This window comes from Cellulomonas fengjieae (assembly GCF_018388465.1).
GTDB classification, from domain to species: Bacteria; Actinomycetota; Actinomycetes; order Actinomycetales; family Cellulomonadaceae; genus Cellulomonas; species Cellulomonas fengjieae.
Window position 1 is genome coordinate 3,753,848 of sequence record NZ_CP074404.1, and the last position, 25,714, is coordinate 3,779,561.

Genomic DNA, 25,714 nt, shown 5'->3' on the forward strand with positions numbered 1-25,714 from the left:
CCCGCCAAACTAGAGCACGCTCTGCACCACAGGAGCGCGCGGCCCCTTCACCAGGAGCCAGCCGAGGAAGGCGAGCTCCGAGACCCCGCCCAGCAGGCCGAGCGCCAGCGCGGCAGAGTCCGCGGAGGGGGCGACGAGCTCGACGACGAGGCCGAGCAGGTACCCGGCGCCACCGATGATCAGGGCGTACCCGAACACCCGGGGGACCACGCCCGAACGGAGCACCAGGTAGCCCAGCGGGATGAGAAAGCCGCCGAAGAAGATCTGCGCGACCAGGTAGCCGATGCCGTGCAGGTCGAGGAACAGCACGGCGAGCTCGTCGGCCCCCCGCTGCGCTGCGAGGACCGCGCCCGCGTGGTTCACCATGTTCAGCGCCTTGATGGCCACGCTCACCGCGGTCATGGTGAGCATCGCGATCGCCGCGGTCCGGTGGACCTCCCTGAACAGCGCGTACAGGGCGACGCCGACCAGCAGGAAGCAGGTGAACGCGGCCAGGTCGGCGACGAACGCGACCTTCATCAGCCCGGCGTCGTCGCGCAGTGCTGCGGCGACGTCGTCGGTCGCCTTGATCCTCGAGCGTGCGAACAGCTCGGCAAAACCAGCGAGGAAGGCGACGGCGAGGTAGAGCAGTCCGGCCAGGCGTGCGGTCATCGGAGGTTCCTCTCGGGCGTGCGGGATCGCGAGACGGCGATGCGCGTCTCGTGCGGGTCGTGCGGTGGGTCAGCCCGGGTACTGGAAGACGTCGTCGAGCGGGACGTCGAACACGCGGGCGATCTGGAAGGCCATCTCGAGCGACGGCGAGTAGCGGCCCTGCTCGATGGCGATGACGGTCTGGCGGGTGACGCCGATGCGCTCGGCCAGCTCGGCCTGCGTCATCTCCCCGTGGGTGAACCGGAGCGTGCGGATGGAGTTCGTGACCTGCGTGGGCTTCACCACGTGGAGAAGTCCTGTCGGTAGGCGGCGAGCTTGGTGAGCGACCCGAGCACCGCGGACAGCACGAAGCCGAGGTAGATGACGTTGGCGATCCAGAACCAGTCCGCCTCGACCAGCGCCAGGACCAGGGCGGCGATGCCGCCCATCACCACGAACGCCTGGCCGTTGTACTCGCCGAGCCGGTTGATCTCCTTGTCGCGCTGGTCTTTGCGGTGGCCGTCGCGGCGGTTGGCCAGTGAGACCGCGATCGAGCCGACGATCGTCACGACGATCGCGCCGCCGATGGACCACAGCAGGGGGCCGACGTAGGCCACCTGGCTCAGCGGCACCTCCCGGGCCCGGCTCAGCACGATCACGACGTACGTGGCGTACGCGAGCACCGAGACGACGAGGGACACCCAGACGTTCCGCTCTTCGTAGGACATCAGCGCTCCCGGGCGACGGTGAGGACGGTCTTGCCCCGGGCGTGCTCGGCCATCAGTCGGCGCAGCGCCTCCGGGGCGTCGCCCAGAGCGTAGGTCCGCTCGACGGCCGGTCTGATCGCTCCGTCCTCGGCGAGCTCGCGCAGCCGGTCGAGCTTCGCCCGACCGGGGGTGGCCGAGACGGGCCGCAGGTGCTGGCCGACGAGCAGGTTGAGCAGGACCGCATGCACGATCCGACCCATCGGCCCGATCACCCGACCGCCGTTGCCCGAGGACAGGGCGAGAGTGCCCCGCTCGGTGAGCGCCCGCCGGTACGCCGCGAGGCTCCGGTTGCCGACGAGGTCGATGACCAGGTCGTACCGGGTGCCGTCGCTGGTGAAGTCGGAGCGCTCGTAGTCGATCACCCGGTCCGCGCCGAGCCCTCTGACCAGCTCCACGTTGCGTCCGCTGCACACGCCGGTCACCTCGGCACCGAGCGCCTTGGCCAGCTGCACCGCGAACGTCCCGACGCCCCCGGACGCCCCGTTGACCAGGACCTTCTGTCCCGGCCGGACCCCGGCGACGCAGTCCAGCGCGGTGCCGGCGGCCAGCGGGAGGGTGGCGGCCTGCTCGAAGCTGAGGTTCGCCGGCTTGAGCGCGACGATCGACGCCCTGACGCACACGTGCTGCGCCCACGCGCCCGCCGGGGCCTCGGCGTAGACCTCGTCGCCGGGGCGGAGGTCGGTCACGTCCGCGCCGACCGCCTCGACGACGCCGGCAACGTCCTTGCCGGGCACCCGGTGCTTCGGCGTACGCAACCCGGAGACGGCCCGGATCAGCGACGGTCGACCCGTGACCATGGCGACGTCGGCGAAGTTCAGCGACGACGCGCGCACCGCGATCAGCACCTCGTCGGCCCTCGGCACCGGGCGCGGAGCGGTCCGGTACGCGAGCACCTCCGACGAGCCGTAGGCGTGCTGGACGATCGCCTGCATGGTGCCGTTCTCGGTCTCGACGTCCATCGGAGTCTCCTGTGTAAAGAATTGTTGACATGGCGAACGTATGGCTAACCAGACACCATGTCAAGAGTTCTTTACACGGCATGATGTGCGCGTGGATGTCGTCGTGCTCTCGGGAACCGTCGGTGCCGGCAAGACCACGATCGCCCTCGCGTTGCGCGACGCGCTCGTCGCGCGCGGGCTGTCGGCCATCGACGTCGACGTCGACGCCGTCGCCCAGGAGACGTCGGCGGCGCCCGACGACCCGTTCAACGAGCGCGCGGTCGTCGCCCACCTGCGGTCGATGCGGGAGCACTGGCGGGAGGCCGGGATCGACGTGCTGCTCCTGCCGCGCGTCGTCGAGACCGTCGGACAGCGCGACGCCTGCGCGGACGCCCTGGGTGAACCCGTGCGCGTCGTGCGGATCGACGCGGACTCGTCCACCCGCCACGCCCGCCTGATCAGCCGGCACGAACCCGGACCCGACCGCGACTGGCACCTGGCCCGCACGGACGTACTGGCCGACCTGCTGGTCGCGGCCTCCGTGGAGGACCTCGTGGTCGTCAACGACGGTCGTCCGGCGACCGCAGCGGCGCTCGAGATCGTGGACCTGCTCAGGCTTCCGGCGCGAGCGTGAGCGGCAGGCCGAGCGCCGCGACGTGGTGTCCCCCGACGAAGGCGTTGATCTCGGCGATCCGCCCGTCGACCACGCGCAGCACGTCGACCACCCACCCCTCGTAGCGCCCCTGCTCGGGCCGCCACAGGTAGTTGACGAGCGCCGGTCGACCGTTGGCGCGCGACGGGACGGTGCTCCAGTCCAGGGGCCGGCCGAGGAACTCCGCCGCGTCGTCGATCCCCAGGATCGGCGCGTCGGGGGGCATCGTGATGCGCACGTCGTCGGCCAGCAGCATCCGGAACGCCTCCGGGCCGGAGGCCGCCGCGTACCGGCGCAGGATCTCCTCGTCCTGCGCGGTCAGCGCCGGCCGGCGCCAGTCCTGCGGGTCGGCGGGTGCGTGCCGGCGGACCGTGTCCCGCGCGCGCTGCACCAGGCTGTTCACCGCGGGCACGGCCACGCCGAGGGCGTCGGCGATCTCCGTCGGCGTCCAGCCGTCCACGTCGCGCAGCACGAACGCCGCCCGCTGCCGCGGCGGCAGGTGCATGAGCGCCGCGATCAGAGCGAGCTCCACGAGCTCGTCGGCCGCGACCTCGTCGTCCGGGTACGGCCCCACCTGCGTGCTCCACTCGAGCACGTCCCCGACCGGGGTGGTCCGGCGGGCCGCGGACTTGCGGCTGTCCAGGAACACGTTCGTGGCGATCCGGCGGAGCCACGTGCGCTCGGAGGCACGGCCCTCGAACCGGTCCCGCGCGCGCCACGCCCGTAGGAACGTCTCCTGCACCAGGTCGTCGGCGTCCGCGACGTTGCCGGTCAGCCGGTAGGCGTGCGCGCGCAGATCGCGTCGGTGCACCTCGAGGTCCTGCTCGCTGGGCATCACCGCGCTCCTCGCAGACCGATGACGTCGACGGCCTGGCTCGTCAGTACTGGGGACCGACCACGACATCCTCAAGGAGCCCACCCATGACCGCAACGCCCCCGATCGTCGACCGCGACACCTGGCAGCGCGAGCGCGACGAGCTGCTGGTCCGCGAGAAGGCCCACACCCGCGCCGGCAGCGCGCTGGCCGCCCAACGCCGGCGCCTGCCGATGGTGGAGGTCGACGGCGGCGTCACGCTGCTCGGCGCCGACGGCCCGAGAACCGTGCTCGACATGTTCGAGGGCCGCGACCAGCTGCTCACGCTCAAGCACATGTGGCACCACGGCAAGGGCTTCGCCGGCCAGTGCCGGGGGTGCACCGCGACGCTCTGGAACTTCCAGGACGCCACCTACCTGGAGGCCAGGGGAGTGTCGTTCGCGATCTGGTGCGAGGGCCCGTACGACGAGTTCGCGCCGTACCGGGAGTTCATGGGGTACACCGCCCCCTGGTACTCCCTCGAGGGCGTCGACTCCCCCGGCATCTCGGACGGCTGGCTCAACGCCTACCTGCGCGTGGGCGACCGCGTCTTCCAGACGTTCGAGACGGACGGCCGCGGCGTCGAGGTGATGATGCCCGCCCTCCAGCTCCTCGACCTGACCACGTACGGCCGGCAGGAGGAGTGGGAGGACTCCCCGGAGGGCTGGCCGCAGGACCCGACCCAGAGCTGGTTCATGCGCGACGGGCGCCCGATCCCGCAGTGGACCCGGCCGGGCGTCACGCCGACCTCCTAGAGGACCCGCGCGAGGCCTTCCAGTGCGGCCAGCGGGTCGGGGCCCACCGGGAGGAGCACCGCCGTGGTCACGCCCGCGTCGTGCAGCTGCCCGATGCGGGCGCGGGCGTCGACCACGGTGCCGACGACGGCGAGCTGGTCCACCCACGCGTCGGGCATCCGCGCGGCGAACTCGGCGCCCGTGGCGGACGCCGCCCGCAGCGCCCGGAACTCGTCGGCGAACGGCAGCGGGGCGATGTGCACGTCCCAGTCGGGCTCGCCCATCCACTCCAGGGCAGGCCGGGCGGTCGCGCGCGCCCGCGCCGCGTCGTCGTCGACCGCCGCCACGCAGTAGCCCACGATCCGGTGCTCCCGCGTGGGCGCGATGTGTCGCAGGGCCTCCGCGACGTACTCGGGCGTGACGGGCTCGGCCAGGACCGTGCCGTCCGCCGCCCGTCCTGCGAGCGCGAGCGACTTCGGCCCGCGGACCCCCGCGAGCACCCGCGGCACGCTGGCCGGCGGAGTGTTCAGGTCCACGCCGTCCAGCGACACGTAGCGACCGTCGGCGTCCACCCGGCCGCCCCGCACCACCGCACGCACCGCGTCGAGGTGCTCCTCGAGCATAGTCAGCGGGCTCGTGGGCCAGGCGCCGACCTGCCGCATCCAGCCCGGCATCCCGTGCCCGATGCCGACATCGATCCGGCCCGGGAACAGCTCTCCCAGGGTGGCCGCCTCCAACGCGGTGAACGCCGCGTTGCGCACCGCGGCGGGCAGGATGCCGATGCCGACCCGGATGCGCTCGGTCATCGCGAGCGCCGCCGCGGCCTGCGCGATGCCGCCGCGGAAGAAGCAGTCCTCCACCACCCAGAGCTCGTCGAAGCCGAGCGCCTCCGCCCGCTCGGCGAAGGTGCGGAACAGGTGTGCGGGCAGGTCCCGCGGCAGCATGACGCCGACGGCGCGCTCGGTCATCAGATCTCCTTGATCACGCGGGCCGGGTTGCCGACGGCCACGACGTTCGCGGGCAGGTCCTTGGTGACGACCGCCCCGGCGCCGACCACCGTGTTGTCGCCGATGGTCACGCCCGGGCACACGATGACGCCCCCGCCGAGCCAGACGTTGTTGCCGATCGTGATCGGCTTGGCCGCCTCCAGCTTGTTCCGCCGCGGCTCGGGGTCGACGGGGTGGACCGGGGTCAGCAGCTGGACGTTCGGGCCGATCTTCGTGTCGTCGCCGATGTGGATGGCGGCCACGTCGAGCGCCACCAGACCGAAGTTGACGAAGGACCGCGCACCCAGGTGCAGGTGCACGCCCAGGTCGACGAACAGCGGCGGGCGGATCCACGAGCCCTCGCCCAGCGAGCCGAGCAGCTCACGCAGCCGGTCGACGGCGTCGTCGTCGCCGTCCCTGACGGCCTGCGCGAAGCGCTCGGCACGGGCCTGCGCGGCGCTGGTCAGTGCGCTGATCTCGGCGTCGGCCTCGTACCAGTCGCCGGCGACCATGCGTTCGTACTGCGTGCGCTTGTCCACGGTGCCGCTCAGCCCTGCGCCGCCACCAGGAACTGCTCCAGCAGAGGCCCGGCGGTCGTCGACCCGTACTCGCCGACGTCGACGAACACCGCGACGGCCAGGTCGCCCTGGATCGCGACCATCCACACGTGGTTCTGCAGGTTGTCCGCCGGGCCGAACTGGGCGGTGCCGGTCTTGGCCGCCACCTCCTCGCCGGGGACGTCCTGGAGGAACGTCGCGCCGCCCTCGGCCACGACCCCGCGCATGAGCTCGTGCAGCGTCGCGCCCTCGGCCGCCGTCAACGGGACCGCAGGAGCCGGCGCCGGGGTGGCCGTCTCCTCGGCCGGGAGCACGAGTCGCGGCACCACGGTCGCCCCGCGCGCCACCGAGGCGGCGACCGTCGCCATGCCGAGCGGAGAGGCCAGGACGCGGCCCTGGCCGATCATCGACGCCGCGTGGTCGGTGCCGTCCGAGTCGCCCGGCACGTCGCCGAGGAACCCGGGGAAGCCCAGGGTCGCCTTCGGGTCCAGCCCGAGCGAGCCGGCCGCCGCGATCAGCGCCTTCTGGTCCGCGGTGTCCCGCGCCGAGATGAAGGCGGTGTTGCACGAGTAGGCGAACGCGGTCCGCAGCGGGACCGTGCCCAGCTTGTCGGTCGGGTACTCGGGGAAGTTGGTGAACGACCGGCCGTCGACGGACACGGTCGCCGGGCACGTCGTGTCGCTGTCCGCGGTGAGCCCGGAGCGCAGCAGCGCGAGTGCGGAGACCACCTTGAACGTCGAGCCGGGGGCGAACTGCCCGAGGGTCGCGGTGGACATGCCCTCGCCGCCGGTGCCGCTGGCCGCGGCGAGCACCTCACCGGTCGAGGGCCGGATGGCGACCACCGCGCTCGCGGGCGTGACCGTGGAGAGCACCGACTCCGCGGCGTCCTGCAGCCGGACGTCGAGCGTGGTGGTCAGGGGCGTCCCGGGGGTGGGGTCGACCGAGAACAGCTGCCGCGGGGCCACTCCGTCCGGTTGCGAGGCCGTGACCGTCAGGCCGGGCAGCCCTCGCAGCTGCGCGTCGTACTGCCGCTGGAGGCCGGACAGGCCGGTGAGGTCCCCGGCGACGACGGCGCCGTCGGACTTCTCGATGATCTCCGCCGTGGCCACGCCGACCGAGCCGAGGATGGGCCGGGCGAACCGGCGGCTCGGCGCGAGCGGCAGCGTGTCGACCACGTCGTGCACGCCGGGCAGCGCGGCGAGCGCGCGGACGTCGTAGGCCGGGTCTCCGTCCCGGATCGTGATGGCCTCGACGAAGGCCTTCTCGCCCGCCGCGGTGACCGACCCGGCGTACGTGTCGGGGTCGATCCCGAGCATCCCGGCGAGGGTGCGTGCCGCCGCGTCCTGCTCCGGGGCGGCGACCTGCGTCTTGTCGATGCCGAGCCGGTGGACCGTGCGGGGCTCGACGATCACGGCACCGCCGGCACCGAGCACGTTGGCGCGTTCCGCGCGGAGGCGCTGGACGGTGAGGATCTCACCGTCGACCAGGTCGGGAGCCAGCAGGGACGGGGACCACGTGGCGTGCCAGAGGTCCTCCTCGTCCCGGGCGAACCTCGCGTGCGTCTCGTAGGTCCAGTCGGCGTCGCTCGCGTTGACGTCCCAGGTGTAGCCGAGGGTCACCTCGGCGGTGTCCTTCTCCTCGCCCTCCACTGTCGTCGACACGACCTTGACCGCAGGCTCCCACGGGGCCAGCCCCTCGTAGGCCGCGGTCCTGGCGGCGGTCGCGGCGGCGACATCCGCCTCGCCCCCGGCGAACGGGACCTCGCTGAAGTCGCCCGACGTGAGGGCCGCGGCGAGTGCTGCGGTCGCGCTCTCGGGTCCCGGCGGCTCAGGGCTGCACGCCGTCAGGCTCCCGGCCACGGCCGCCAGAGCGATCCCGCAGACCACGCTGCGTCGCCAGCCGGCCACCCGTTCACGTGCGAACTTCATGCTGTCCTCTCGTCATGCTGCGGAGCGCCCCGGTGAGCCTCCCACCAGGGGGTGCGGCGGCGTGCGCGAACCGCGCAGCCTTCACCACTCCTTCGCAGGCCGGCTCATCCGAACAGCCCAGCCTCATCCGAACAGCCCTGCCGGGTCGTACGTGGCGCGCACCCCGGCCAGCCGCTCCGCGGTCGCCGGGTCCCAGACCGCCGCAGCGCTGCCGGCGAAGTTCGGGTTGAGCTCGGGCGCCGTCCACGGCGCGAGTGCCTGCGCGACCGCCTCGGCCGCGGCCGGTGCCGCCGAGCCGAGCTGCGGCCCGGCGGCGACGAGCGACGCCACGAACGCCGCCGAGCGCCCGGCGACGGCCGAGCTGCCCGGGGCCTCGTCCCCCGCGGCGCCCGCGACGTGCCGCAGCTCGGCCGCGACGAACGGGCTCCCGGTCCCCGGGCCGACCAGCCCCAGCCAGGTGCGCGCGAGGTCGTCGTCGCCGTGGCCGAGCATGATCCCGCGCACCCAGCTGGGCCCCGGGTTGACCGGGTCGTTGTGGATCTCCGCCGACCGCGCCACGGGCAGCACCCCGACCGTGTCGAGGAAGGCCGGCGCGAGCGCGCGCAGCGGAGCGGTCGCCGCCGCCCCGGCGCTTTCGTCGCCGGGCCGCGCCACCCGCAGGTTCAGCACCGTCCGGCCGCGCAGGAACGGCGGGATCGGGTCGATGTCCGGGAACGCGAGGATCGCCGCGCTGGTGGTGGTCACGGCGTCGGCGGTCGAGGTCCACGCCAGCCAGCCCCGCAGCACCGCCTCGACGTCCTCGGCGTCGAAGAACAGCGACCCCGCGTACAGCTCGGGGATCGACGTGAGCCGCAGGCGCACCTGCGTCACCACGCCCAGCCCGACCTTGCCGCCGCGAAGCGCCCAGAAGAGGTCGGGGTGCTCGTCTGCGGACGCCTCGACCACCTCACCCGTCCCGGTCACCACGGTGAGCGACTCGATACGGTCCGAGCTGAAGCCGTGGCTCCGGGCGAACGGGCCGAGGCCCCCGCCGAGCAGGTAACCGACGACGCCCACGTTCGTCGACGAGCCGGGCACCGGCGTCAGGCCGTGCTCGTCGGCGACCGGGATGACGTCGGTCCACCGCGCACCCGCGCCGATCGTGGCCACCCCCGCCTGCGGGTCGAGGCTCACGGCATCGAGCCGGCGGGTGGTGAGCAGGACGCCGGACGTGACCGGACGGGTCGCCCCGTGACCGGTGGCGAGGACCGCCAGCGGCACGCCCTGCTCGGCGGCCCAGCGCACGGCCGCGACCACGTCCTGCGTGCTGGTGGCGCCGACCGCGACGTCGGGCGCGTTGGTCACCGCGCGGTTGTGGGGGGCGACCTCGTCGGCGAACCCGTCGTCGTCGGCGGTCAGGACGGGTCCGTCCACCAGGGAGATCAGGGCGTGTGGCATGGCTGTGCTCCTCTGCGGTCGATGTGATGGCAGGTTTCCACGAGCGAGGCGGTGCGGGCACGATCTTTCCGCTCACCGCAGACATGCAGCCCGCTGCGGCTCCCCGACGGGCACATCGCGCTCGCACAGGGTCGAATAGGGGGCATGACGACAGTTCCGAACATCACCCTGAACAACGGCGTCGAGATCCCCCAGCTGGGCTTCGGCGTCTTCCAGATCGACCCCGAGGAGACCAAGGACGCCGTCCTGCAGGCGTTCGAGGTGGGCTATCGCCACATCGACACGGCGCAGATGTACCGCAACGAGAAGGGCGTCGGTGAGGCGTTCGCGGCATCGGGCCTGTCCCGCGACGAGGTCTTCATCACCAGCAAGCTGAACAACGACTCGCACGACCCGGAGGTCGCGGCGGCCGCGTTCGACCTGACGCTGGACACGCTCGGCCTGGAGTACGTCGACCTGTTCCTCATCCACTGGCCCCTGCCGACCGTGAGCAACTACGTCGAGACCTGGAAGGCCATGGAGGACTTCTACCGGTCGGGTCGCGCCAAGTCGATCGGCGTCTCCAACTTCCAGCCGACGCACCTGCGACGGCTGCACGCGGAGAGCACGATCACGCCTGCCGTGAACCAGATCGAGGTGCACCCGTACCTGACGCAGGACGCGGTCCGCGCGTTCGACGCCGAGCACGGCATCGCCACCGAGGCGTGGAGCCCGATCGCGCAGGGCAAGGTGCTCGACGACCCGACGATCGTGCGGATCGCCGAGTCGCTCGGCAAGACCCCCGCCCAGGTCACCCTGCGCTGGCACATCCAGCGCGGCGACATCGTCTTCCCCAAGTCGGTGACGCGCAGCCGCATCGAGGAGAACTTCGCGATCTTCGACTTCGAGCTGTCGGACGTCGACATCGCCGACATCACCGGGCTGAACCGCGACGAGCGCACCGGCCCGGACCCGGACACGTTCGACTACGTTCCCAGCTAGGTGTCGATCCGGCTGCTCGCCCTTCGTATGAGGGGTGAGCAGCCGGCGCAGGGCCGGTGCCGCACACCGAGGAGGCCGTGATGAGCCACTACCTGCTGAGCGTGATGGAACCCGCCGGGCCGGCGCCTGCCCCCGAGGTCCTCGAACCGATCTTCCAGGCCGTCGGCGAGGTCGACCGGTCCATGCGGGAGGCCGGTATCTGGGTCTACGCGGGGGGTCTGCACGACCCGAGCACCGCCACGGTCCTGCGCGCCAAGGACGGCGAGGTGCTCACCACCGACGGCCCGTTCGTCGAGGCGCGCGAGCACCTGGGCGGCTTCTCCATCATCGACGTCGACGACCTCGACGCCGCGCTCGACTGGGGTGGCCGGCTCGCGCTCGCCGCCGGGCTGCCCATCGAGGTCCGGCCCTTCCGCTACTAGCCCGGCCGGTGACGAGTGGACGAGGACGCGATCTCGCGGGTCTTCCGCGCGGAGCACGGCCGCGCGGTCGCGGTCCTCACCCGTTCGTTCGGTGACCTGGACGTCGCCGAGGAGGCCGTCCAGGAGGCGTTCGTCGCGGCCGTGCGGCGCTGGCCGGCCGACGGCGTCCCGCCCAGCCCGGCCGGCTGGATCATCACCACGGCCCGGCGCAAGGCCATCGACCGGCTCCGTCGGGAGGCGTCCCGTGACGACCGGCACGCGCAGGCGGCCCTGCTGCACCAGCGAGACGACGACCCGCCGGAGGGACCCGTGCGCGACGACCGGCTCCGGCTGCTGTTCACGTGCTGCCACCCGGCGTTGTCGGCCGAGGCGCAGGTCGCCCTCACGCTGCGGTTGCTGGGCGGCCTGAGCACGGCGGACATCGCCCGCGCGTTCCTCGTGCCGGAGGCGACGATGGCGCAGCGCCTGGTCCGGGCGAAGGGCAAGATCCGCGACGCCCGCATCCCGTACGGCGTCCCGTCGGAGGCCGACCTGCCCGACCGGCTGCACGCGGTGCTGGCCGTCGTCTACCTGGTGTTCAGCACGGGCTCGGGTGACCTGACGCGCGACGACCTGTGCGCCGAGGCGATCCGGCTCGGCCGGGTGCTGGTGGAGCTCATGCCCGACGAGCCCGAGGTCCTCGGCCTGCTGGCCCTCATGCTGCTCACCGATGCGCGGCGGGAGGCGCGCGTGTCCGCCACGGGCGGGCTGGTGCTGCTGCGTGACCAGGACCGCTCCCTCTGGGATGCCGCGCGGCTGGCGGAGGGTCGCGCGCTCGTGCGCCGGTGCCTGCGCCGCGACCACCTCGGCCCCTACCAGCTCCAGGCCGCGATGCAGGCCGTGCACAGCGAACCGGCCGGGACCGACTGGCGGCAGATCGTGCAGCTCTACGACCAGCTCATGTCGATCGCGCCGAGCCCGGTCGTCGCGCTCAACCGCGCGGTCGCGGTCGCGGAGCTGGAGGGGCCAGCGGCGGGGCTGGCGCTCGTGGACGGGCTGCCCCTGGACCGCTTCCACCTGTTCCACGCGGTCCGCGCGGACCTGCTGCGCCGTCTGGACCAGCGTGCGGCGGCCGTCGCCGCCTACGACGAGGCCCTGGCCCTGGTCACCAACGACGCGGAGCGGGCGTTCCTGACAGGGGCCCGCGACGCGCTCAGCCCAGCCGGCTGAGCAGTCCCGTGCGCACCGCCAGCCACTCCGCGGCGACGATCGAGAAGTACGCGGTGTCGCGCAGGCCGCCGTCGGTGGCGACGGTGTGCACGCGGCGGACCCCCTCGAACCGGCCGCCGATCCGCTCGATCGCCGCCCGCGAGGCCGCGTTGCGCGCGTCGGTCTTCAGGGTCACGCGCAGCGAACCCCACGTCTCGAACGCGTGCGTCAGCAGCAGCAGCTTGGCCTCGGTGTTGACCGCGGTCCGCTGCGCCGAGGCGGCGTACCAGGTGCTGCCGATCTCGGCGACGGACGGTGGGTTCCCGTCGCTCGGTGCCCCGCCGACGCCGATGCCGGGCGGCCACGGCGCAGGGTCCTGGAACACCTCGAGATCGAGGAACCGCGTGCTCCCGACGATCGCGTCGTCGGAGAGCCGGCGCACCGCGAACGGCACCGCGCGACCGCCGGCGGCGTGCTCGAGCGCGCCCTCGACGTACGCGCGCGTCTCGTCCCGACCGTCCGGCACCCAGGTGAACGCGTAGCTCCCGCGCTCCTGCGCGGCGGCCGCCGCGAGCCCGTCGACGTGGTCCAGGGACAGCGGCTCGAGCCGGACGTGGCGGCCGCTGAGCGTGAAGGGCGCGAGCATCCGGTCATCCTGCCCGACGGCGCTCACACCGTGGCGTGCTCGTCGGCGGCCTTCATCGCCCGGCGCCCACCGGGCACCGCCGACGCGAGCGCGACCACCAGCAGCAGCGCGACCCCGGCCCAGAGGAGCAGCGACTCGACGCTGAACCGGTCCGCGAGCGGCCCGAACACCGCCATGCCGAACGGCATGGACAGCGCCATGACGATGCCGACGAAGCCGAACACGCGGCCCTGCATCTCCGGCTCGACGGTCTCCTGGAGCACCGTGTACGAGGGCGTGGAGAAGGCCGGGACGGACAGCCCGAGCAGGAACATGAAGCCGAAGAACACCCAGATGTTGGTGGACAGCCCCAGACCGATGGAGAGGCCACCGAACACCACCGTGGACACCAGGATCATCCGCACCCGGTTCCAGGTCCCCGCCCACGCGGCGACCGCCGCACCACCGAGCACCATGCCGATGCTGAAGGCGAGCTCGTTGGCGGTCAGCTTCCACACCTCCTCGCCGAACGTCCGCACGATCATCAGCGGCGTGAGGAACGACGGCGCGACGATGAGCACGAACACCACGGCGTACAGGACGAGCACCCAGCGGACGAACGCGTGGGACGCGACGTACCTGAGCCCGCCGACCAGGTCGTCGAAGTAGCCGAGCCGCCCGTCCGAGGAGCGCACGAGCCGCGGCACCGTCACCGCCAGCAGCAGGCCGATGCCGATGACGGCGGTCACGACGTCGATGTAGAACACGGCGACGATCGACATGTTCGCGTAGACGGCCGCCGCCGCGGCCGGGGCGACCAGCATCATGGCCGACTGGATCGTGCCGTGGATGCCGTTGACGCGCATGAGCTTGTCCGTGGGCACGATCTGCGGCAGCAGCGCCGCGACCGCGGGCATCTGGATGCCCGCGCCGGCCGAGCGGATGGCGATCGCGACGAAGATCAGCCACAGGTCGGTGGCGCCCGCCGCCATGAACATCGCCAGCGCCAGCGTGACGACGGCGATGGTCGCGTCCGCGCCGATGATCAGCTTCTTGCGGTCGAGCCGGTCCGCCCATACTCCGCCGAAGATCGAGATCACGGCCTGCGGCAGGAAGCCGAACACCGCGTACAGCGCCATGATCCCGCCGGACTTGGTCTCCAGGGTCAGGTGCCACATCACGGCGTACTGCACGAGCATCGAGCCGAACAGCGAGATCGTCTGCCCGGTCAGGAAGAGGGTGGTCTGGCGGCGCCATCCCGGTCGGTCCACGGCCGGGACCTCGTGCGGCTCGCTCATGGCCGTCATGCTGTCAGTACCCTCCGACATCGTGCACGCGAGTTTCGGTGAGGGCCGCCGCCCTGGCCATCAGCAGGTTCCGCTCGCGCTGCGTCGGCGCGAGAGCCGCGGCGCTCTCCAGCTCGTCGGCCGCCTCGTCGCCCCGACCGAGCCTGGCCAGCACGTCCGCCCGCACCGCGCCGAGCAGGTGGTAGCGCGCCAGCCGCGGGTCGTGCCGGACGGCGTCGATCGCCGCGAGCGCGGCCTGCGGCCCGTCGGCGTGCAGGATCGCGACCGCCCGGTTCACCTCGACCACGGGTGACCGGGTCAGCTGCGCGAGCGCGTCGTAGAGCGCCACGATCGCCTCCCAGTCCGTGTCGGCGAACGTCGGTGCCCGGCTGTGGCGCGCCGCGATGGCCGCCTGCAGCGTGTACGGACCCAGCGGCTTGCCCAGCGTCGTCGCGCGGTCCAGCGCCCGGAGACCGTGCTCGATCAGCGTGCTGTCCCAGCGCCTGCGGTCCTGGTCCTGCAGCAGCACGCCGTCGCCGCGGGCGTCGAAGCGCGACGCCTGCAGCTCCATGAGCGCGACGAGCCCGTGCACCTCCGGCTCGCGCGGCAGGAGCCCCGCCAGCACGCGGCCCAGCCGCATCGCCTCGTCGGCGAGGTCGCGGCGCACCCACGTCGGACCCGAGGTCGCGGCGTGCCCCTCGGTGAACACGAGGTAGATGACCTCGAGCACGGACCCCAGGCGTTCCGGCAGCGCGTCCGCCTGCGGCACCTCGAACGGCACCTTCGCCTCGGCCAGCGTGCGCTTCGCCCGCGAGATCCGCTGCCCGACGGTCGGCGACGGGACCAGGTAAGCGCGGGCGATCTCCTCGGTGGTGAGCCCGCCGAAGAGCCGCAGCGTGAGCGCGATCCGCGACTCGCGCGGCAGCACCGGGTGGCAGGTGAGGAAGACCAGCGACAGGAGGTCGTCGCCGATGGGCTCGTCGACGATGCTGTCCGCCCCCGCCTCGTCGGCCGACCCGGACGCGAGCAGGGCGTACTTGGCGCCGCGGTTCTGCTCGCGCCGGACCAGGTCGATCGCGCGGTGCCGTGCGGTGACCATGAGCCACGCGCCCGGGACGTCCGGGACGCCGCTGACCGGCCACTGCTCGAGCGCCGCGACGAACGCGTCCTGCGCCAGCTCCTCGGCCAGGGCGACGTCCCGAACCAGGCGGGTCAGCGACGCGACGAGCCGCGGCGACTCGATCCGGAAGACGACCTCGACGGTGCGCCGCGCGTCAACCGTGCCGCTCCTTGAGCCGGTCGAGCAGCGCCTGCTCCCGCTCGAGGGTCTCGGGCGAGACCATCGCGGCAAAGTCCTCCATCTCGAAGTACGGACGGATCTCGAGCACCGAGCGCAACCCCTCGGTGGACGGGCAGCGCTTGGCCCACTCGACGGCCTCGTCGAGCGAGCTGACCTGCCAGATCCAGTAGCCGGCGATGATCTCCTTGGCCTCCGCGAAGGGGCCGTCCACCACCGAGACCTCACCGGTGGTCTCCCACACCACCTTGGCGCCGGCCCTGCTCGGCTGCAGCCCTTCGCCGGCGAGCATGATCCCGGCGTTCACCAGCTGCTCGTTGTAGGCGTTCATCTCGGCGAACATCTCGTCCGTGGGGGTGATCTTGTCCTCGTCGGCGCCGTCGCCCTTGATCATGACCAGGACCTTCATGGTGCTCTCCTTCGTTGGGTGGTTCGAGCCTTCACCTGTGTCGTCGAACGGGCAACGACGGCTTCGACAGCGGGTCGCGACGAATCGCGGGGATCTGTGCGGCACCGGTGGGACGCTGGACCCATGAAGCTCTTCGCGCGTCGAGGCGCGGTCCTGGCGGACGTGGGCGACGGCTTCGTCGCGGGCGAGGCCGTCGCGCTCCAGGCCGCGTTCACGGGAGCGCTGACCGCGGCCGAGCGCAGCTCGGCAGAACCCGTACGGGTCGACCTCACGCTCGAGACCGAGCACGGCGGCCGCGCCCTGGTGGTGTGCCGCAACCACGTCGTGGGGTTCGTGCCGCCGTCGTGGGACCAGGCCGTGCGGGCGCAGGTGGCCGCTGCCGGTCGGGCGCGCCTCGCGACCACGGGCCAGGTGTACCGCGCCGAGGAGGGGTGGCGGCTGTGGGTCGGGCCGCCCCACGCGGGCGACTTCCCCGGACCGGAGCCCGGCGCCGACACCCTGCGCGCCCCGCAGCGCCGGATCCTCGGGATCGCGCTCCCCGACGCCTAGGCCTACGTTAGGTGGACTGGTTCGTCTACCAAGGAGGCCCCGGTGCGCCTGACCACCACCACGGACGCCGCAGCATGAACGCCGCGCGGACCGCTCGCGCACTCGTCACGGTGCTCCGGGGCGACGTCGTCGCGGCACCGCCCACCCGGCGCAGCGGTGTGCTGCGGACCGTCGGGCGCCTCTGGCTCGGCGCCACCCTCGCGCTCGCGGGGACCTCTCACCTGACGGTCGCGCGCGAGGAGTTCCAGGCACAGGTGCCGACGTGGTTCCCGGCCGACCCGGACGCCGTCGTGGTCGTGTCCGGCGTCATGGAGATCGCGCTGGGTGCCGCGCTGCTCGCTGCGCCCGGTCGGCGGCGGGCGGCCGTCGGGTGGGTCGTCGCCGGCTTCTTCGTGGCGATCTTCCCCGGCAACATCTCGCAGCTGGTCACGCGGACCGACGCCTTCGGGCTCGAGTCGGACACGGCGCGGGCCGTCCGCCTGCTCGGGCAGCCGCTGCTGGTGCTCTGGGCCCTGTGGTCCACCGGCGCCTGGCGCTCGCTCCGTTCCGCGCTGGCGGCGGACCCCGTCGTCGCCCTCGAGCGATGACGGTCGAGCTGAGCGCTCCCGTGATCGGGCGGCCGACCCGCGACGGGGGGCAGTCCGAGGTCGCGCGCCGGATCCTGGCCGCGGCCGCGCCGCGGTTCTACCTGGAGGGGATCCGCGCGGTCAGCGCCGACGCCGTCATGGCCGACGCCGGCGTCACCAAGGTGACCTTCTACCGCCACTTCCCGACGAAGGACCGCCTCGTCGAGGCCTACCTGGAGACGGTCGCCGCGGCCGAGCGGCAGGCAGTCACCCTATGGCGCACCGAGCACCCGGACGATCCGCGGTCGGTCCTGGCGGCCTACGCGGCCCAGCTCGAGGCGCAGCTGTGCGGCGACGGCTTCCGCGGGTGCCCGTTCCTCAACGCCGCCGCCGAATACCCCGAGGTCACCCACCCCGTCCGCGCGGTCGCCGAGCGGCACCGCGAGTGGCTCCGGGGCGTGGCCGAGGAGCTGGCGGCCGACCTGGGCGTCGCGGACCCGCACTCCGTCGCGGCGCAGCTGGTCCTGCTGCGGGACGGCGCGATGTCCACCGGCGTCGGGGTCGAGCCCGCGGAGGTCGGCCAGGCGCTGCGGCGCGCAGGCCTGGCCGTCCTCCACGCGGCCTGAGAGCACTCGCCCGAGAACACTCAGGGGACGGGCCACTCCAGGACCGTGCTCGGGCCCGCGAAGGTCGGCGTCACGGGGTCACCCGTGTCGTTGACCACGTGGTCGATCGTGCCCGCGGCGTTCAGCGACACGGTCAGCACGTTGTGCAGCCGCACGCCCGGCGTGACCGGCACCTCGTACGCCCGGGTGGCGTGCAGGGTCGGGTTCACGTTGGTGTAGATGTACGCGCCCATGCCCCAGGCCTCGTGCACCTTGACCTTGTCGCCGACCTTGTAGGCGGCCCAGCCGTTGACGCCGTCGTGCTGCCAGGACGCCTGGTCCGGCGGGTCGTACGGCAGCTCGTTCTGGAACATGACCGTCCTGCCCCGCTCGCCGTTCCAGATGACGTTGTACTTCTGGTAGTGCTCGGCGAACAGGCCGGTGGCCGTGACGTCGTTGCCGTTGACCAGCACGCCCGTCTCGGCGGTGTTCAGGTCCCAGCCGACGCCCGTGCCGTGGTCGGCCCGCCACGCCCACGTGTGGTCGATGAGCGTCTGGTTGGTGTTGACCACCAGGCTCTGGGTCGCCTTGCCGACGGCCTCGCCACCGATCCGGAAGAAGACGTCCTGCACCGCCGTGGGGTTGTCGGCGCTGCTCAGGAGCGGCCTCTTCAGCCGGGCGTCGAGCGACGACACCTTGGTGCCCAGCTGCAGCAGCGCCGGAGAGTTGACCGGGCCCGCGTCGAACATGATCCCGGCGATGTCGATGCCCGGGACGTCGAACGTCTGCATGGCCACGACGCCGTTGTCCGGGATGATCGTCGCGAGGCCCAGCCCGAGCACGACCTGGTTCGGCCACGGCACGGTGAGCGTCCGGTTGACGTGGTAGACGCCCGGCGTGAACAGCACGTTCTTGCCCAGCGCCAGGGCGCCGTTGATCTTCGCGGCGCTGTCCCCCGGCTTGGCGACGAAGAACCTGCTCAGCGGGATCGACCTGCCGGGCGTGCTGCCCGCGGCCCAGGTGGCGCCCGCGGAGTTCTTCTGCGCCGACGGGACGAAGACGCTGTACCGGCCGGCGTCGTCGACGTAGAGGTACGGCTTCTCCTTGGAGACCGGCGTGGTGTCCAGCGTCGTGTACTTGGGCTCGCCAACCACGGGACTGAAGTCGGTGGCCGGGGCGCCCTGGACGCCCGCGAACACCTGGTTCCAGACGCTGTTGCTCCAGCCGCCCACCGAGCCGTTGCGCACCAGGAACTGCTGCTGGCTGCCGCTGGTCACGAACGGCAGCGTCGAGTCCGCGATGAAGCCGCCCGACGCGTACTGCGGCCCGGCGGTGCAGTAGTCCATGAGGCTGAGGTTGGCGCCGGTGACGTTCACCCGCCGCATCGGGGCCGCCTGGGAGACCGCCCAGAAGTTGGCGGAGCTGCGGCAGCCGTCGGCGTCCCCGGGTGCGTACTGGATGGTCAGGTTGGACAGCGAGCGCCAGAAGTTGACCAGCGCGATGCAGTTGGGGTCGGCGCCCTCCGGGACCGGCAGGCACTGGTTGTAGACCTCGATCGCGCCGTTGATGACCACGTCGCCCGGATCCTGGCCGAGGCCCGCGACCTCCGTGAAGTAGCCCACCTCGAAGCGCAGCGGCTGCGCCGGGGTTCCGTACGTGCCCGGCTTGAACAGCAGCGCGTACCGGTCCTCGCCGAAGTGCGCCGGCACCTGCTGGGTCGCGATGGCGTCGACCGTCGCCTGGATCTGCTCGATCGGCTGGCTGGGGTCGAACACGATCGTGTTCGGGCCGAGGTCGACGGCCGCCGCCTGGGCGGGACCCGCCTGGGCCGGCGCCGCGACCAGGGGGACCAGCGCCACGGTCAGCGCGGCGGCGAGCACCGTCGCCGTCCGCCTGCGCCGGTGGGTGGAGCGGTGTCTACGAGGGAGCACGGGGTGGGACCTTTCTCCGCACAGGGCACGTCGCAAGACGGGTCCCCGCGCGCGAGGAGGCACCGTCGTTGGCGCCGGAACCGGACAAGTGTCGTCGGCCACGACAAAACGTACTCAGCCGTTGGCACGTGTCAACAGCGGTCTGCCGACCTCAGTCTCCGGGTGTGCCCGCCTGCGCGAGCCGGGTGATCCACGACGGCGTCGCCGCGCCCCTGCCGCGGTCGGTCGCCACGCGCAGCCGCGCCGCGGCCACCTCGGAGCGCGTGACCGTGACCACCGCGCGCGCGCTCGACGGGCGCACCGGGGCCGGGTCGGCGGCCGGCACGAAGTCGACATCGTCGACCGTCGCGCGGTCCTGGACGGCGTCCAGCACGTCGATCGACAGCCCTGCCAGGAAGGCGTCGTCGTCGGGACCGGCCAGGGGGGAGGACGCGAGCAGCGCCAGCGCGTCGAACCCGACCGAGCGCCTGGCCTCGTCCGACTGGAACGTCAGGTCCACCGCCCACTGCACGCGGGCCCACCACTGCGCCCGGGCGTCCGCCGCGCTGCGCTGCCGCACCGTCAGGATGCCGACGGTCAGCGCACCGATGGCGCCCAGCGCCGCCGCCAGCGGTCCGAGCGTGGCCACCACGATGTACCAGGGCTCGTCCATGGGCATCCTTCCGTCGGCACCGCTGGTGAGCGTAGCGGGACGGACCCACGGTCCCTGAGAACCGGCTGTGACCCCGGGGCGCCGGGGAGGTGCGCCGTCCTAGCGTGGGGCGCGACGACAGGGGGCCGGCCGATGAGCATCGCCACGAGCTGGGGTGTGACCGCGGCCGAGCGGGACCGCGCCTACCCGTGCGACGACCTGCCGCGCGAGCCGGGGTACCGGTTGCTGCGCGGCGTCGACGTCGCCGCCCCGCCCGACGTCGTCTACCGATGGGTGTCCCAGCTGCGCGCCGCGCCCTACAGCTACGACTGGATCGACAACGGGGGCCGACGCAGCCCGCGCCGGCCGCTGCCCTGGTGCTGGGACCTGCAGGTCGGGCAGGTGGTCGCCAAGGTCTTCACGATCGCGTCGTTCGTCCCCGACGAGCACCTGACGCTCCGCGTGGCACCGGGGGTCGGGACGCGAGCGTTCGGCGACATCGCGCTCAGCTACGTCGTCGTCCCCGTCGGGCCCACGCGCAGCCGGCTCCTGGGCGTGGTCCGCGGCGGCGCTCCGGCCGGGCGACCCCTGGCCAGGCGATTCCTGACCGCGCGCGACCGGCTGCTGGCCTGGGGCGACCTGGTGATGATGCGCAAGCAGCTGCGCACCTTCGCGGCGCTCGCCGAGGCCGAGCACGCCCGCCGCGCAGACGCTCAGTCCAGCCGGTAGACGCTCAGTCCAGCGTGTAGTCGAGCCGCAGCCGATGCGTTCCGTCGGCGTCGATCACGATCGCGCCGCCCCCGGAGATGCCCGCCAGCTCCCCCGTGCCGCTCGACCGCGCGATCACCAGGTGCTCGTCGTAACGGTCCGCGCCGTGCGTCGACGCGGAGTGCGCGTAGTTGAAGGTGCCGCTGCGCCCGTCGATGCTGCCCTCGAACGACTCCATCGCCACGTAGGTGCCGACACCGCGCTCCGCGTCGTAGGCCGACGTGAACAGCGTCGTCGACCGACCCTCGATCCCGCCGACGTACTCCTTGACCATCGTCGCCAGGCCCACCGCCAGCGCCGTGCGGACCGGTTCCACGTCCTCGGCAATCGGCACACCGGTGAACCCGCTGACGGTGAATGTCCCCTCGGTAACCATCCCTGAACGCTAGCGACGAGCACCGACACGGCCCAGGCGAGAACCGGCACGGCTCAGAAGGGTGGGTCGCCGACGTCGGGTCGCCCCGAGGAGGTCGCCGCCGGGCGCCCGCGACACTCGGGCACCCGGACGTCGAAAGGGTGGGTGCACCCGACCGTCAGAAGGGTGGGTCGCCGGGGTCGGGTGGTGGGGGTGGTGGGGGTCGGTGGATGGCGGCGGTGGGTGTGGTGTGTACGGGGATGGGGTGGCGGGCGTAGGTCAGGCCGTGCCGGTCGGTCCAGGTGGAGATGCCGGTGTTCTTGTCCCAGGTGACCTGCCACCAGCCCGTGGTCTTGGCCTGGTGGTGGTGCTTGCACAGCGCGTGCAGGTTCTCCAGGCAGGTCTGGGGGTCGGCGTCGTGCTCGCGTCGGGCCTGGGAGTGGTCGTAGGGGATGCGGTGGTCGAGCTCGCAACGGGTGGCGGGTTGGCGGCAGCCGGGGAAGGTGCAGGTGACGTCGCGGGCGATGACGGTGCGGGTCAGGTCCGCTCCGGGCCGGTAGGCGGTGGTGCCCACGGCGCAGACCTGTCCGGCGGGATCGGTGAGGATGCGGCGCCAGGTGGCGTCCTGGGCGAGCTCGCGGGCGACCTGGGCGGGGATCGGGCCGTACGAGCCGAGGGTCGCGGGGTGGTCGTCCAGTCCGAGCAGGGTCGTCGCGGCGACGCTGACCTGCAGTGCGGCGCGTTGCCCGTGTCGGCTGGGCAGCGGGGTGCCGTCCAGCGTGGCCTGGCGGTCCAGGATCGTGGTGAACACGTCGGCGAAGGCGTCGGCGCGGCGTTGGTCGATCGGGCGGGGGTCACTGTCCGGGGCGCCGTTCCCGGCCAGGGCGTCGATCACGGTGAACGCCGCGGTGGCCTCGGCGGCGGGCAGGTAGGCGATCAGGCGGGCCATCGCGTCGGGGGCCAGGTCCAGGAACACCCCGCGCCGCGCGCGCTCGGCGACCCGACGCGCCTCGGCCGCGGCGGGGTCGCTGCCGATGACGCTCGCCCGCAGGTGACGGGTCAGCTGGGCAGCGGTGAGCTCGACCGCCTGCTCGACGGCATCGGCGACCACCGCGCGCACGGCACCCGCCTCGACCTGAGCCGTCTCGGCCAGGATCACGTCGACCTTGCGCGCGTCGATGGCGCCGGCCGCCCACGCGTCGGCCACAGCGGGATGCTGCCCGGCGCCCCAGGCGCGCAGGAACAGGTCCTGCGCGGCCCTGCGGGTGCACACCAGCGCGCACGCGAGCTCGTCGGGAACCCGTGCCAGAGCATCGACCGTGCGAGCCTCGATCTCGCGAACCACCTCCGCCTGCGCCGCCTGAGCCATGTTCAGCACCCGCTGCCACGCCGCCACCGCGTTCACCAGCGCCACGTCCGACAGGTCCGCGACAGCCACCGACCCCAGCATCGTGGCCAGCACGCCCACATCCCCACCAGCGACGGACGGCTCGGGAAGATCAGCCAGGCCCGCCACGCGCACTCTCGCGGGCATCGTGGTCGGGACGTCGGCCGCGTCGAGGCGCCCGTCCAGCAGCGTCGCCGTCATCGCCACCATCTCCCTCACCTCGCGGGAACCACCCGATATCGGGCATAGAACAAATGTACGACCGGCCACTGACACCGCCGCTGGCCTGCGGCTCCGGCGCACCACGACGCCGGTCGGTCACGGATCGGCGGCCGCGTACCGCTCGACCAGCTCGGCCCCGAGCGCCGCGAGCTCGGACCGCACCGACGCCGGCTCCAGGACCTCCACCGCCGCACCGAAGCCGGCCAGCTTCTCCGCGACGGACCGTGCGGTGTGCGACGCGACCCGGATCCTGACCCGTCCGTCCTCGGCGGGCCCGAGCTCGGTCAGGTGCCGGCCGAACTGGCCCCGGAGAACGCCCACCAGGAAGGCGCTGGTCAGGGCGGTCGCGGCGACGCGTGAGCGCCGCTGCTCGGCCTCGTCGACCACCGACTCCCAGATCGCGGCGACGTCGAGCCCGTCGGGGCGCGGTGCGGGCGAGTCGAGGACGCTCAGCGACCGGATCCGGTCCAGCCGGAACGTCCGCCGACCGCCCGGGGTGCCCGCCACGAGGTACCAGACCTCGCCCTTGTCGACGAGCGCCCACGGGTCCACCACCGGGGCGGACGGCCCGGCCCGCCCCGCGTACGTCAGGGACACCTGGCGTCGCCGCACGACGGCCCCCTGCAGCTCGTCGATCCAGGGAGCCCGTGGCCGGGCCGACGAGCCCCACCCGGCCGGGTCCACCAGGACCGCCCGCCCGGCCGCCTCGGCCTCCGCGCGGAACGTGGCGGGCAGCGCCTGCACGAGCTTGCGCAGGGCCGACGTGGCGTCGGCGGACCGCCCGCTCGACGACCCGACCAGGAGGAACAGCGCCTGGGCCTCGGACGCGGTCAGGCCGGTCAGGTCGGTGCGGGCCCCGCCGACCAGCGACCACCCGCCGCCGCGCCCCGGCTGCGGGTAGACCGGGATCCCCGCCGTGGACAGCGCCTCGAGGTCGCGCCGCGCGGTCGCGACCGACACCTCGAGCGCCTGCGCGACCTCGGCGGCGGTCACCCGGCCCCGGGACTGCATCAGCAGGAGGGTCGCCACCAGACGGTCGGCACGCATGACTCAAGGATGCGCGACAAAGCGCTCAGGAGGTGAGCACTTACGCGGGAAGAGTGGGTGTCATGACCACAACGACGCACACCTTCCGCGGCCTCGCCAACGTCTCGTTCTTCGCCGACGACCTCGACGCCGCCCGCACCTGGTACACCGAGCTGTTCGGCTTCGAGCCGTACTTCACGCGCGAGGGCTACATCGAGTTCCGGATCGGGGACCACCTCGACGAGCTCGGGATCATCGACCGCCGGTACGTCCCCGGCGCAGGCGGCCCGAGCGGCGCCGTCGTGTCCTGGCACGTCGACGACCTGGAGGCGACGCTCGCGCGCCTGCTCGCCCTCGGCGCCACCGAGCACGAGGGCATCCGCGAGCGCGGCGAGGGCTTCGTCACCGCATCGGTGGTGGACCCGTTCGGCAACCTCCTGGGGATCATGCACAACCCGCACTGGCTGGAGATCACCGGCTGAGCCGCGCTCCCCTGTAGTGCGCCCGCAGCGCGGGGGAGAGCCGCTCGAGCGAGTAGCGCAGTGCCGTGCGCGGCATGGTCGCGGCGTGCTCGTCGAGGTACGCGAGCAGGCGCGGCTCGTCGCGCTTGCCCGCCTCGCGCAGCATCCACCCGACCGCCTTGTGCAGGAGGTCGTGCGGGTCGCCCTCCAGCAGGGCGGCCAGCGCGAACGTGTGGTCGAGGTCGCCCGCGCGGATCAGCGGGAACGTCGCGACGATCGCGATGCGCCGCTCCCACAGCACCGGGGACCGGGCCAGGCGGTACAGCACGTCCGCCGGCAGCCCGGCGAGCACCGCGCGGCCGAGGACGTCCGGCGCGCTGGCGTCCACCAGGTCCCAGCCGTTCACCCGGTCGGTCCGCCGCAGGTAGAGGTCGAGCAGCTCCCGACGCCGTTGCGACGAGGTCCGCCGGGCGGCGCACTCGAGCGCCATGATCTTCAGCGCGAGCAGCCGGACCTCGTGCCGGGGGTCGTCGAGCAGGCCCTCGAGCGCGGCGACGGGCAGCCCGAGGTGCCGCCTGGCCACCGCAACCACCTGCGGCACGGACAGGCCGAGGAACTCGTCGCCCTCGCCGTACTGCCCGGGGCCGGTCTGGAAGAACCGCGCCATCCCGGCCGCCCGCTCCGGATCGGCGAGCGCCACGAGCTGGTCGACGGCTTCGCTCATCCGTCGATGGTGCCCTGCGGCACCGACAGGATCCCGACGACGACCGTCGCCTCGGTGTCCTCGTCGCGAGCCACCCGCGCCACCAGCCCCGCCGCCGTGAACGCGTCGGCCGCGGCGGGCGCCTGCGCCTCACTGGTCTCGACGAGCAGGTGACCGCCGGGCGCCAGCCACCCGGGCGCGACCGCCGCGACCCGACGGAGCACCGCGAGCCCGTCCGCGCCGCCGTCGAGCGTGACCGTCGGCTCGTGCAACCGCGCCTCGGGGGGCATGAGGGCGATCGCGTCGGTCGGCACGTACGGCACGTTGGCGACGAGCAGGTCGACGCGGCCGCGCAGCGAGGCGGGCAGCGGCTGGTCCAGGTCTCCCTCGAAGACCTGTCCCGCGACGGCGCCCACGTTGCGTCGGGCGCAGCGGACGGCCGCGGGGTCCACGTCGGCGGCGTACAGCGACACCGGGTCGAGCAGGTGCGCGAGCGCGACGCCGAGCGCACCGGACCCGCAGCACAGGTCCACCACGACGAGCGGTGCCGACGGCGCCAGCCGCACCGCCTCCCGCACCAGCAGCTCCGTCCGGCGTCGCGGGACGAACACGCCGGGGTCGATCTCTATCCGCAGCCCGCAGAACTCGGCCCAGCCGACGACCACCTCGAGCGGTTCCCCGGCGATCCGGCGCTCGACCAGCCGCTCGAGCTCGGGGCCGGCCGCGGCCGCGAGGAGCAGGGACGCCTCGTCCTCGGCGAACACGCAGCCCGCGGCCCGCAGCGCGGCCGTGAGCTCCGGGTGGGTCAGGGACACGGCGG

The 25,714-nt window shown here is 73.1% G+C and carries 30 protein-coding genes; 10 read left to right on the forward strand and 20 right to left on the reverse strand.

Annotated features, from left to right (window positions below; genetic code table 11):
• Positions 1–9: 9 nt before the first annotated feature.
• The 4 genes from KG102_RS17530 to KG102_RS17545 form a co-directional block, all read right to left on the reverse strand.
• On the reverse strand, positions 10–651 hold the full coding sequence (locus KG102_RS17530) for a DUF4386 domain-containing protein (protein ID WP_208290228.1): 642 nt from the start codon (positions 649–651) through the stop codon (positions 10–12).
• 69 nt (positions 652–720) lie between these two features.
• Positions 721–1,035 carry a helix-turn-helix transcriptional regulator gene (locus KG102_RS17535; protein WP_249667561.1) on the reverse strand — a complete coding sequence of 105 codons (315 nt, stop codon included), beginning with the start codon at positions 1,033–1,035 and terminating at the stop codon, positions 721–723.
• A complete protein-coding gene (locus tag KG102_RS17540; RefSeq protein WP_208290227.1) occupies positions 930–1,358 on the reverse strand; it encodes a hypothetical protein in 429 nt (142 codons plus the stop codon). The genes KG102_RS17535 and KG102_RS17540 overlap by 106 nt, the downstream gene beginning before the upstream one ends.
• Complete coding sequence (locus KG102_RS17545) at positions 1,358–2,356, reverse strand: NAD(P)-dependent alcohol dehydrogenase (protein WP_243885014.1); 999 nt, start codon at positions 2,354–2,356, stop codon at positions 1,358–1,360. The genes KG102_RS17540 and KG102_RS17545 overlap by 1 nt, the downstream gene beginning before the upstream one ends.
• 91 nt (positions 2,357–2,447) lie before the next feature.
• On the opposite strand from KG102_RS17545, the gene KG102_RS17550 reads away from it, so the two are divergent.
• A complete protein-coding gene (locus KG102_RS17550) occupies positions 2,448–2,969 on the forward strand; it encodes an adenylyl-sulfate kinase (RefSeq protein WP_208290226.1) in 522 nt (173 codons plus the stop codon).
• On the opposite strand, the gene KG102_RS17555 is transcribed toward KG102_RS17550, so the two are convergent.
• A complete protein-coding gene (locus KG102_RS17555) occupies positions 2,947–3,822 on the reverse strand; it encodes an RNA polymerase subunit sigma-70 (protein ID WP_208290225.1) in 876 nt (291 codons plus the stop codon). The genes KG102_RS17550 and KG102_RS17555 overlap by 23 nt on opposite strands.
• Positions 3,823–3,908: 86 nt before the next feature.
• Here KG102_RS17555 and KG102_RS17560 point away from each other — a divergent pair, with 86 nt between their 5' ends.
• Entirely contained in the window at positions 3,909–4,595 is a 687-nt protein-coding gene (locus KG102_RS17560; RefSeq protein WP_208290224.1) for a DUF899 family protein, read from the forward strand.
• Here KG102_RS17560 and KG102_RS17565 read toward each other — a convergent pair.
• From KG102_RS17565 to KG102_RS17580, 4 genes are all read right to left on the reverse strand, one after another.
• Complete coding sequence (locus KG102_RS17565) at positions 4,592–5,542, reverse strand: LLM class flavin-dependent oxidoreductase (protein ID WP_208290223.1); 951 nt, start codon at positions 5,540–5,542, stop codon at positions 4,592–4,594. The two genes, KG102_RS17560 and KG102_RS17565, sit on opposite strands and share 4 nt — an antisense overlap.
• Complete coding sequence (locus tag KG102_RS17570) at positions 5,542–6,099, reverse strand: sugar O-acetyltransferase (protein WP_372438436.1); 558 nt, start codon at positions 6,097–6,099, stop codon at positions 5,542–5,544. Before KG102_RS17570 ends, KG102_RS17565 begins: the two co-directional genes overlap by 1 nt.
• A gap of 8 nt (positions 6,100–6,107) precedes the next feature.
• Complete coding sequence (locus tag KG102_RS17575) at positions 6,108–8,045, reverse strand: penicillin-binding transpeptidase domain-containing protein (RefSeq protein WP_208290222.1); 1,938 nt, start codon at positions 8,043–8,045, stop codon at positions 6,108–6,110.
• A 123-nt stretch (positions 8,046–8,168) separates the two neighbouring features.
• Entirely contained in the window at positions 8,169–9,482 is a 1,314-nt protein-coding gene (locus KG102_RS17580; RefSeq protein ID WP_208290221.1) for an FAD-binding oxidoreductase, read from the reverse strand.
• A 144-nt stretch (positions 9,483–9,626) separates the two neighbouring features.
• On the opposite strand from KG102_RS17580, the gene KG102_RS17585 reads away from it, so the two are divergent.
• The 3 genes from KG102_RS17585 (at position 9,627) to KG102_RS17595 (ending at position 12,094) form a co-directional block, all read left to right on the forward strand.
• Positions 9,627–10,463: an aldo/keto reductase gene (locus KG102_RS17585; protein ID WP_208290220.1), complete on the forward strand. Its 837-nt coding sequence runs from the start codon at positions 9,627–9,629 to the stop codon at positions 10,461–10,463.
• Positions 10,464–10,543: 80 nt separating this feature from the next.
• Entirely contained in the window at positions 10,544–10,885 is a 342-nt protein-coding gene (locus KG102_RS17590; protein WP_208213200.1) for a YciI family protein, read from the forward strand.
• Positions 10,886–10,900: 15 nt separating this feature from the next.
• Positions 10,901–12,094 carry an RNA polymerase sigma factor gene (locus tag KG102_RS17595; protein ID WP_208290219.1) on the forward strand — a complete coding sequence of 398 codons (1,194 nt, stop codon included), beginning with the start codon at positions 10,901–10,903 and terminating at the stop codon, positions 12,092–12,094.
• On the opposite strand, the gene KG102_RS17600 is transcribed toward KG102_RS17595, so the two are convergent.
• Genes KG102_RS17600 through KG102_RS17615 form a run of 4 tightly spaced genes read right to left on the reverse strand, consistent with a single transcriptional unit; the run spans position 12,078 to position 15,690 of the window.
• Positions 12,078–12,719 (reverse strand): GNAT family N-acetyltransferase, encoded by a 642-nt coding sequence (locus KG102_RS17600; protein WP_208290218.1) that lies wholly within the window; start codon positions 12,717–12,719, stop codon positions 12,078–12,080. The genes KG102_RS17595 and KG102_RS17600 overlap by 17 nt on opposite strands.
• A 23-nt stretch (positions 12,720–12,742) precedes the next feature.
• A complete protein-coding gene (locus KG102_RS17605) occupies positions 12,743–13,996 on the reverse strand; it encodes an MFS transporter (RefSeq protein WP_243885009.1) in 1,254 nt (417 codons plus the stop codon).
• Positions 13,997–14,009: 13 nt separating this feature from the next.
• On the reverse strand, positions 14,010–15,335 hold the full coding sequence (locus KG102_RS17610) for an RNA polymerase sigma factor (protein WP_208290216.1): 1,326 nt from the start codon (positions 15,333–15,335) through the stop codon (positions 14,010–14,012).
• Positions 15,259–15,690 (reverse strand): YciI family protein, encoded by a 432-nt coding sequence (locus KG102_RS17615; protein ID WP_208290215.1) that lies wholly within the window; start codon positions 15,688–15,690, stop codon positions 15,259–15,261. The genes KG102_RS17610 and KG102_RS17615 overlap by 77 nt, the downstream gene beginning before the upstream one ends.
• A 123-nt stretch (positions 15,691–15,813) precedes the next feature.
• Here KG102_RS17615 and KG102_RS17620 point away from each other — a divergent pair, with 123 nt between their 5' ends.
• The 3 genes from KG102_RS17620 (at position 15,814) to KG102_RS17630 (ending at position 17,431) form a co-directional block, all read left to right on the forward strand.
• Positions 15,814–16,239, forward strand: a complete 426-nt coding sequence (locus KG102_RS17620) for a hypothetical protein (protein ID WP_208290214.1) — start codon at positions 15,814–15,816, stop codon at positions 16,237–16,239.
• A 74-nt stretch (positions 16,240–16,313) separates the two neighbouring features.
• Positions 16,314–16,826 carry a DoxX family protein gene (locus KG102_RS17625; RefSeq protein ID WP_243885007.1) on the forward strand — a complete coding sequence of 171 codons (513 nt, stop codon included), beginning with the start codon at positions 16,314–16,316 and terminating at the stop codon, positions 16,824–16,826.
• On the forward strand, positions 16,823–17,431 hold the full coding sequence (locus tag KG102_RS17630; protein WP_208290213.1) for a TetR/AcrR family transcriptional regulator: 609 nt from the start codon (positions 16,823–16,825) through the stop codon (positions 17,429–17,431). The genes KG102_RS17625 and KG102_RS17630 overlap by 4 nt, the downstream gene beginning before the upstream one ends.
• Positions 17,432–17,451: 20 nt before the next feature.
• On the opposite strand, the gene KG102_RS17635 is transcribed toward KG102_RS17630, so the two are convergent.
• Both KG102_RS17635 and KG102_RS17640 read right to left on the reverse strand, forming a co-directional pair.
• Positions 17,452–19,341 (reverse strand): adenylyl cyclase, encoded by a 1,890-nt coding sequence (locus tag KG102_RS17635; protein WP_208290212.1) that lies wholly within the window; start codon positions 19,339–19,341, stop codon positions 17,452–17,454.
• A gap of 151 nt (positions 19,342–19,492) precedes the next feature.
• Complete coding sequence (locus tag KG102_RS17640) at positions 19,493–19,993, reverse strand: hypothetical protein (protein WP_208213208.1); 501 nt, start codon at positions 19,991–19,993, stop codon at positions 19,493–19,495.
• Positions 19,994–20,125: 132 nt separating this feature from the next.
• Between KG102_RS17640 and KG102_RS17645 the strand changes: the two genes are divergently transcribed.
• Positions 20,126–20,701, forward strand: a complete 576-nt coding sequence (locus tag KG102_RS17645) for an SRPBCC family protein (protein WP_243885005.1) — start codon at positions 20,126–20,128, stop codon at positions 20,699–20,701.
• A 4-nt stretch (positions 20,702–20,705) separates the two neighbouring features.
• On the opposite strand, the gene KG102_RS17650 is transcribed toward KG102_RS17645, so the two are convergent.
• The 3 genes from KG102_RS17650 to KG102_RS17660 all read right to left on the reverse strand — a co-directional run bounded on the left by KG102_RS17650 (position 20,706) and on the right by KG102_RS17660 (position 23,751).
• A complete protein-coding gene (locus KG102_RS17650; RefSeq protein WP_208213209.1) occupies positions 20,706–21,116 on the reverse strand; it encodes a DUF3224 domain-containing protein in 411 nt (136 codons plus the stop codon).
• Positions 21,117–21,273: 157 nt separating this feature from the next.
• Positions 21,274–22,692 carry an HNH endonuclease signature motif containing protein gene (locus KG102_RS17655; protein WP_208290211.1) on the reverse strand — a complete coding sequence of 473 codons (1,419 nt, stop codon included), beginning with the start codon at positions 22,690–22,692 and terminating at the stop codon, positions 21,274–21,276.
• Between the two features lie 108 nt (positions 22,693–22,800).
• A complete protein-coding gene (locus tag KG102_RS17660) occupies positions 22,801–23,751 on the reverse strand; it encodes a helix-turn-helix transcriptional regulator (protein ID WP_208290210.1) in 951 nt (316 codons plus the stop codon).
• 62 nt (positions 23,752–23,813) lie between these two features.
• On the opposite strand from KG102_RS17660, the gene KG102_RS17665 reads away from it, so the two are divergent.
• On the forward strand, positions 23,814–24,212 hold the full coding sequence (locus KG102_RS17665) for a VOC family protein (RefSeq protein ID WP_208214835.1): 399 nt from the start codon (positions 23,814–23,816) through the stop codon (positions 24,210–24,212).
• Here the strand turns inward: KG102_RS17665 and KG102_RS17670 are convergent.
• Positions 24,202–24,915: a DNA alkylation repair protein gene (locus KG102_RS17670; RefSeq protein ID WP_208290209.1), complete on the reverse strand. Its 714-nt coding sequence runs from the start codon at positions 24,913–24,915 to the stop codon at positions 24,202–24,204. The two genes, KG102_RS17665 and KG102_RS17670, sit on opposite strands and share 11 nt — an antisense overlap.
• Positions 24,912–25,709 (reverse strand): putative protein N(5)-glutamine methyltransferase, encoded by a 798-nt coding sequence (locus tag KG102_RS17675; protein ID WP_208290208.1) that lies wholly within the window; start codon positions 25,707–25,709, stop codon positions 24,912–24,914. The genes KG102_RS17670 and KG102_RS17675 overlap by 4 nt, the downstream gene beginning before the upstream one ends.
• Positions 25,710–25,714: the final 5 nt, after the last annotated feature.

What these genes read in the sequence shown, in the direction of transcription:
- KG102_RS17575 (WP_208290222.1), bottom strand. Translation starts at nt 8,045, where the DNA reads ATGAAGTTCGCACGTGAACGGGTGGCCGGCTGGCGACGCAGCGTGGTC.
- KG102_RS17590 (WP_208213200.1), top strand. Translation starts at nt 10,544, where the DNA reads ATGAGCCACTACCTGCTGAGCGTGATGGAACCCGCCGGGCCGGCGCCT.
- KG102_RS17630 (WP_208290213.1), top strand. Translation starts at nt 16,823, where the DNA reads ATGACGGTCGAGCTGAGCGCTCCCGTGATCGGGCGGCCGACCCGCGAC.
- KG102_RS17585 (WP_208290220.1), top strand. Translation starts at nt 9,627, where the DNA reads ATGACGACAGTTCCGAACATCACCCTGAACAACGGCGTCGAGATCCCC.
- KG102_RS17640 (WP_208213208.1), bottom strand. Translation starts at nt 19,993, where the DNA reads ATGGACGAGCCCTGGTACATCGTGGTGGCCACGCTCGGACCGCTGGCG.
- KG102_RS17560 (WP_208290224.1), top strand. Translation starts at nt 3,909, where the DNA reads ATGACCGCAACGCCCCCGATCGTCGACCGCGACACCTGGCAGCGCGAG.
- KG102_RS17660 (WP_208290210.1), bottom strand. Translation starts at nt 23,751, where the DNA reads ATGCGTGCCGACCGTCTGGTGGCGACCCTCCTGCTGATGCAGTCCCGG.
- KG102_RS17645 (WP_243885005.1), top strand. Translation starts at nt 20,126, where the DNA reads ATGAGCATCGCCACGAGCTGGGGTGTGACCGCGGCCGAGCGGGACCGC.
- KG102_RS17650 (WP_208213209.1), bottom strand. Translation starts at nt 21,116, where the DNA reads ATGGTTACCGAGGGGACATTCACCGTCAGCGGGTTCACCGGTGTGCCG.
- KG102_RS17615 (WP_208290215.1), bottom strand. Translation starts at nt 15,690, where the DNA reads ATGAAGGTCCTGGTCATGATCAAGGGCGACGGCGCCGACGAGGACAAG.
- KG102_RS17625 (WP_243885007.1), top strand. Translation starts at nt 16,314, where the DNA reads ATGAACGCCGCGCGGACCGCTCGCGCACTCGTCACGGTGCTCCGGGGC.
- KG102_RS17665 (WP_208214835.1), top strand. Translation starts at nt 23,814, where the DNA reads ATGACCACAACGACGCACACCTTCCGCGGCCTCGCCAACGTCTCGTTC.
- KG102_RS17540 (WP_208290227.1), bottom strand. Translation starts at nt 1,358, where the DNA reads ATGTCCTACGAAGAGCGGAACGTCTGGGTGTCCCTCGTCGTCTCGGTG.
- KG102_RS17545 (WP_243885014.1), bottom strand. Translation starts at nt 2,356, where the DNA reads ATGGACGTCGAGACCGAGAACGGCACCATGCAGGCGATCGTCCAGCAC.
- KG102_RS17600 (WP_208290218.1), bottom strand. Translation starts at nt 12,719, where the DNA reads ATGCTCGCGCCCTTCACGCTCAGCGGCCGCCACGTCCGGCTCGAGCCG.
- KG102_RS17565 (WP_208290223.1), bottom strand. Translation starts at nt 5,542, where the DNA reads ATGACCGAGCGCGCCGTCGGCGTCATGCTGCCGCGGGACCTGCCCGCA.
- KG102_RS17670 (WP_208290209.1), bottom strand. Translation starts at nt 24,915, where the DNA reads ATGAGCGAAGCCGTCGACCAGCTCGTGGCGCTCGCCGATCCGGAGCGG.
- KG102_RS17655 (WP_208290211.1), bottom strand. Translation starts at nt 22,692, where the DNA reads ATGGTGGCGATGACGGCGACGCTGCTGGACGGGCGCCTCGACGCGGCC.
- KG102_RS17555 (WP_208290225.1), bottom strand. Translation starts at nt 3,822, where the DNA reads ATGCCCAGCGAGCAGGACCTCGAGGTGCACCGACGCGATCTGCGCGCG.
- KG102_RS17605 (WP_243885009.1), bottom strand. Translation starts at nt 13,996, where the DNA reads ATGAGCGAGCCGCACGAGGTCCCGGCCGTGGACCGACCGGGATGGCGC.
- KG102_RS17580 (WP_208290221.1), bottom strand. Translation starts at nt 9,482, where the DNA reads ATGCCACACGCCCTGATCTCCCTGGTGGACGGACCCGTCCTGACCGCC.
- KG102_RS17620 (WP_208290214.1), top strand. Translation starts at nt 15,814, where the DNA reads ATGAAGCTCTTCGCGCGTCGAGGCGCGGTCCTGGCGGACGTGGGCGAC.
- KG102_RS17530 (WP_208290228.1), bottom strand. Translation starts at nt 651, where the DNA reads ATGACCGCACGCCTGGCCGGACTGCTCTACCTCGCCGTCGCCTTCCTC.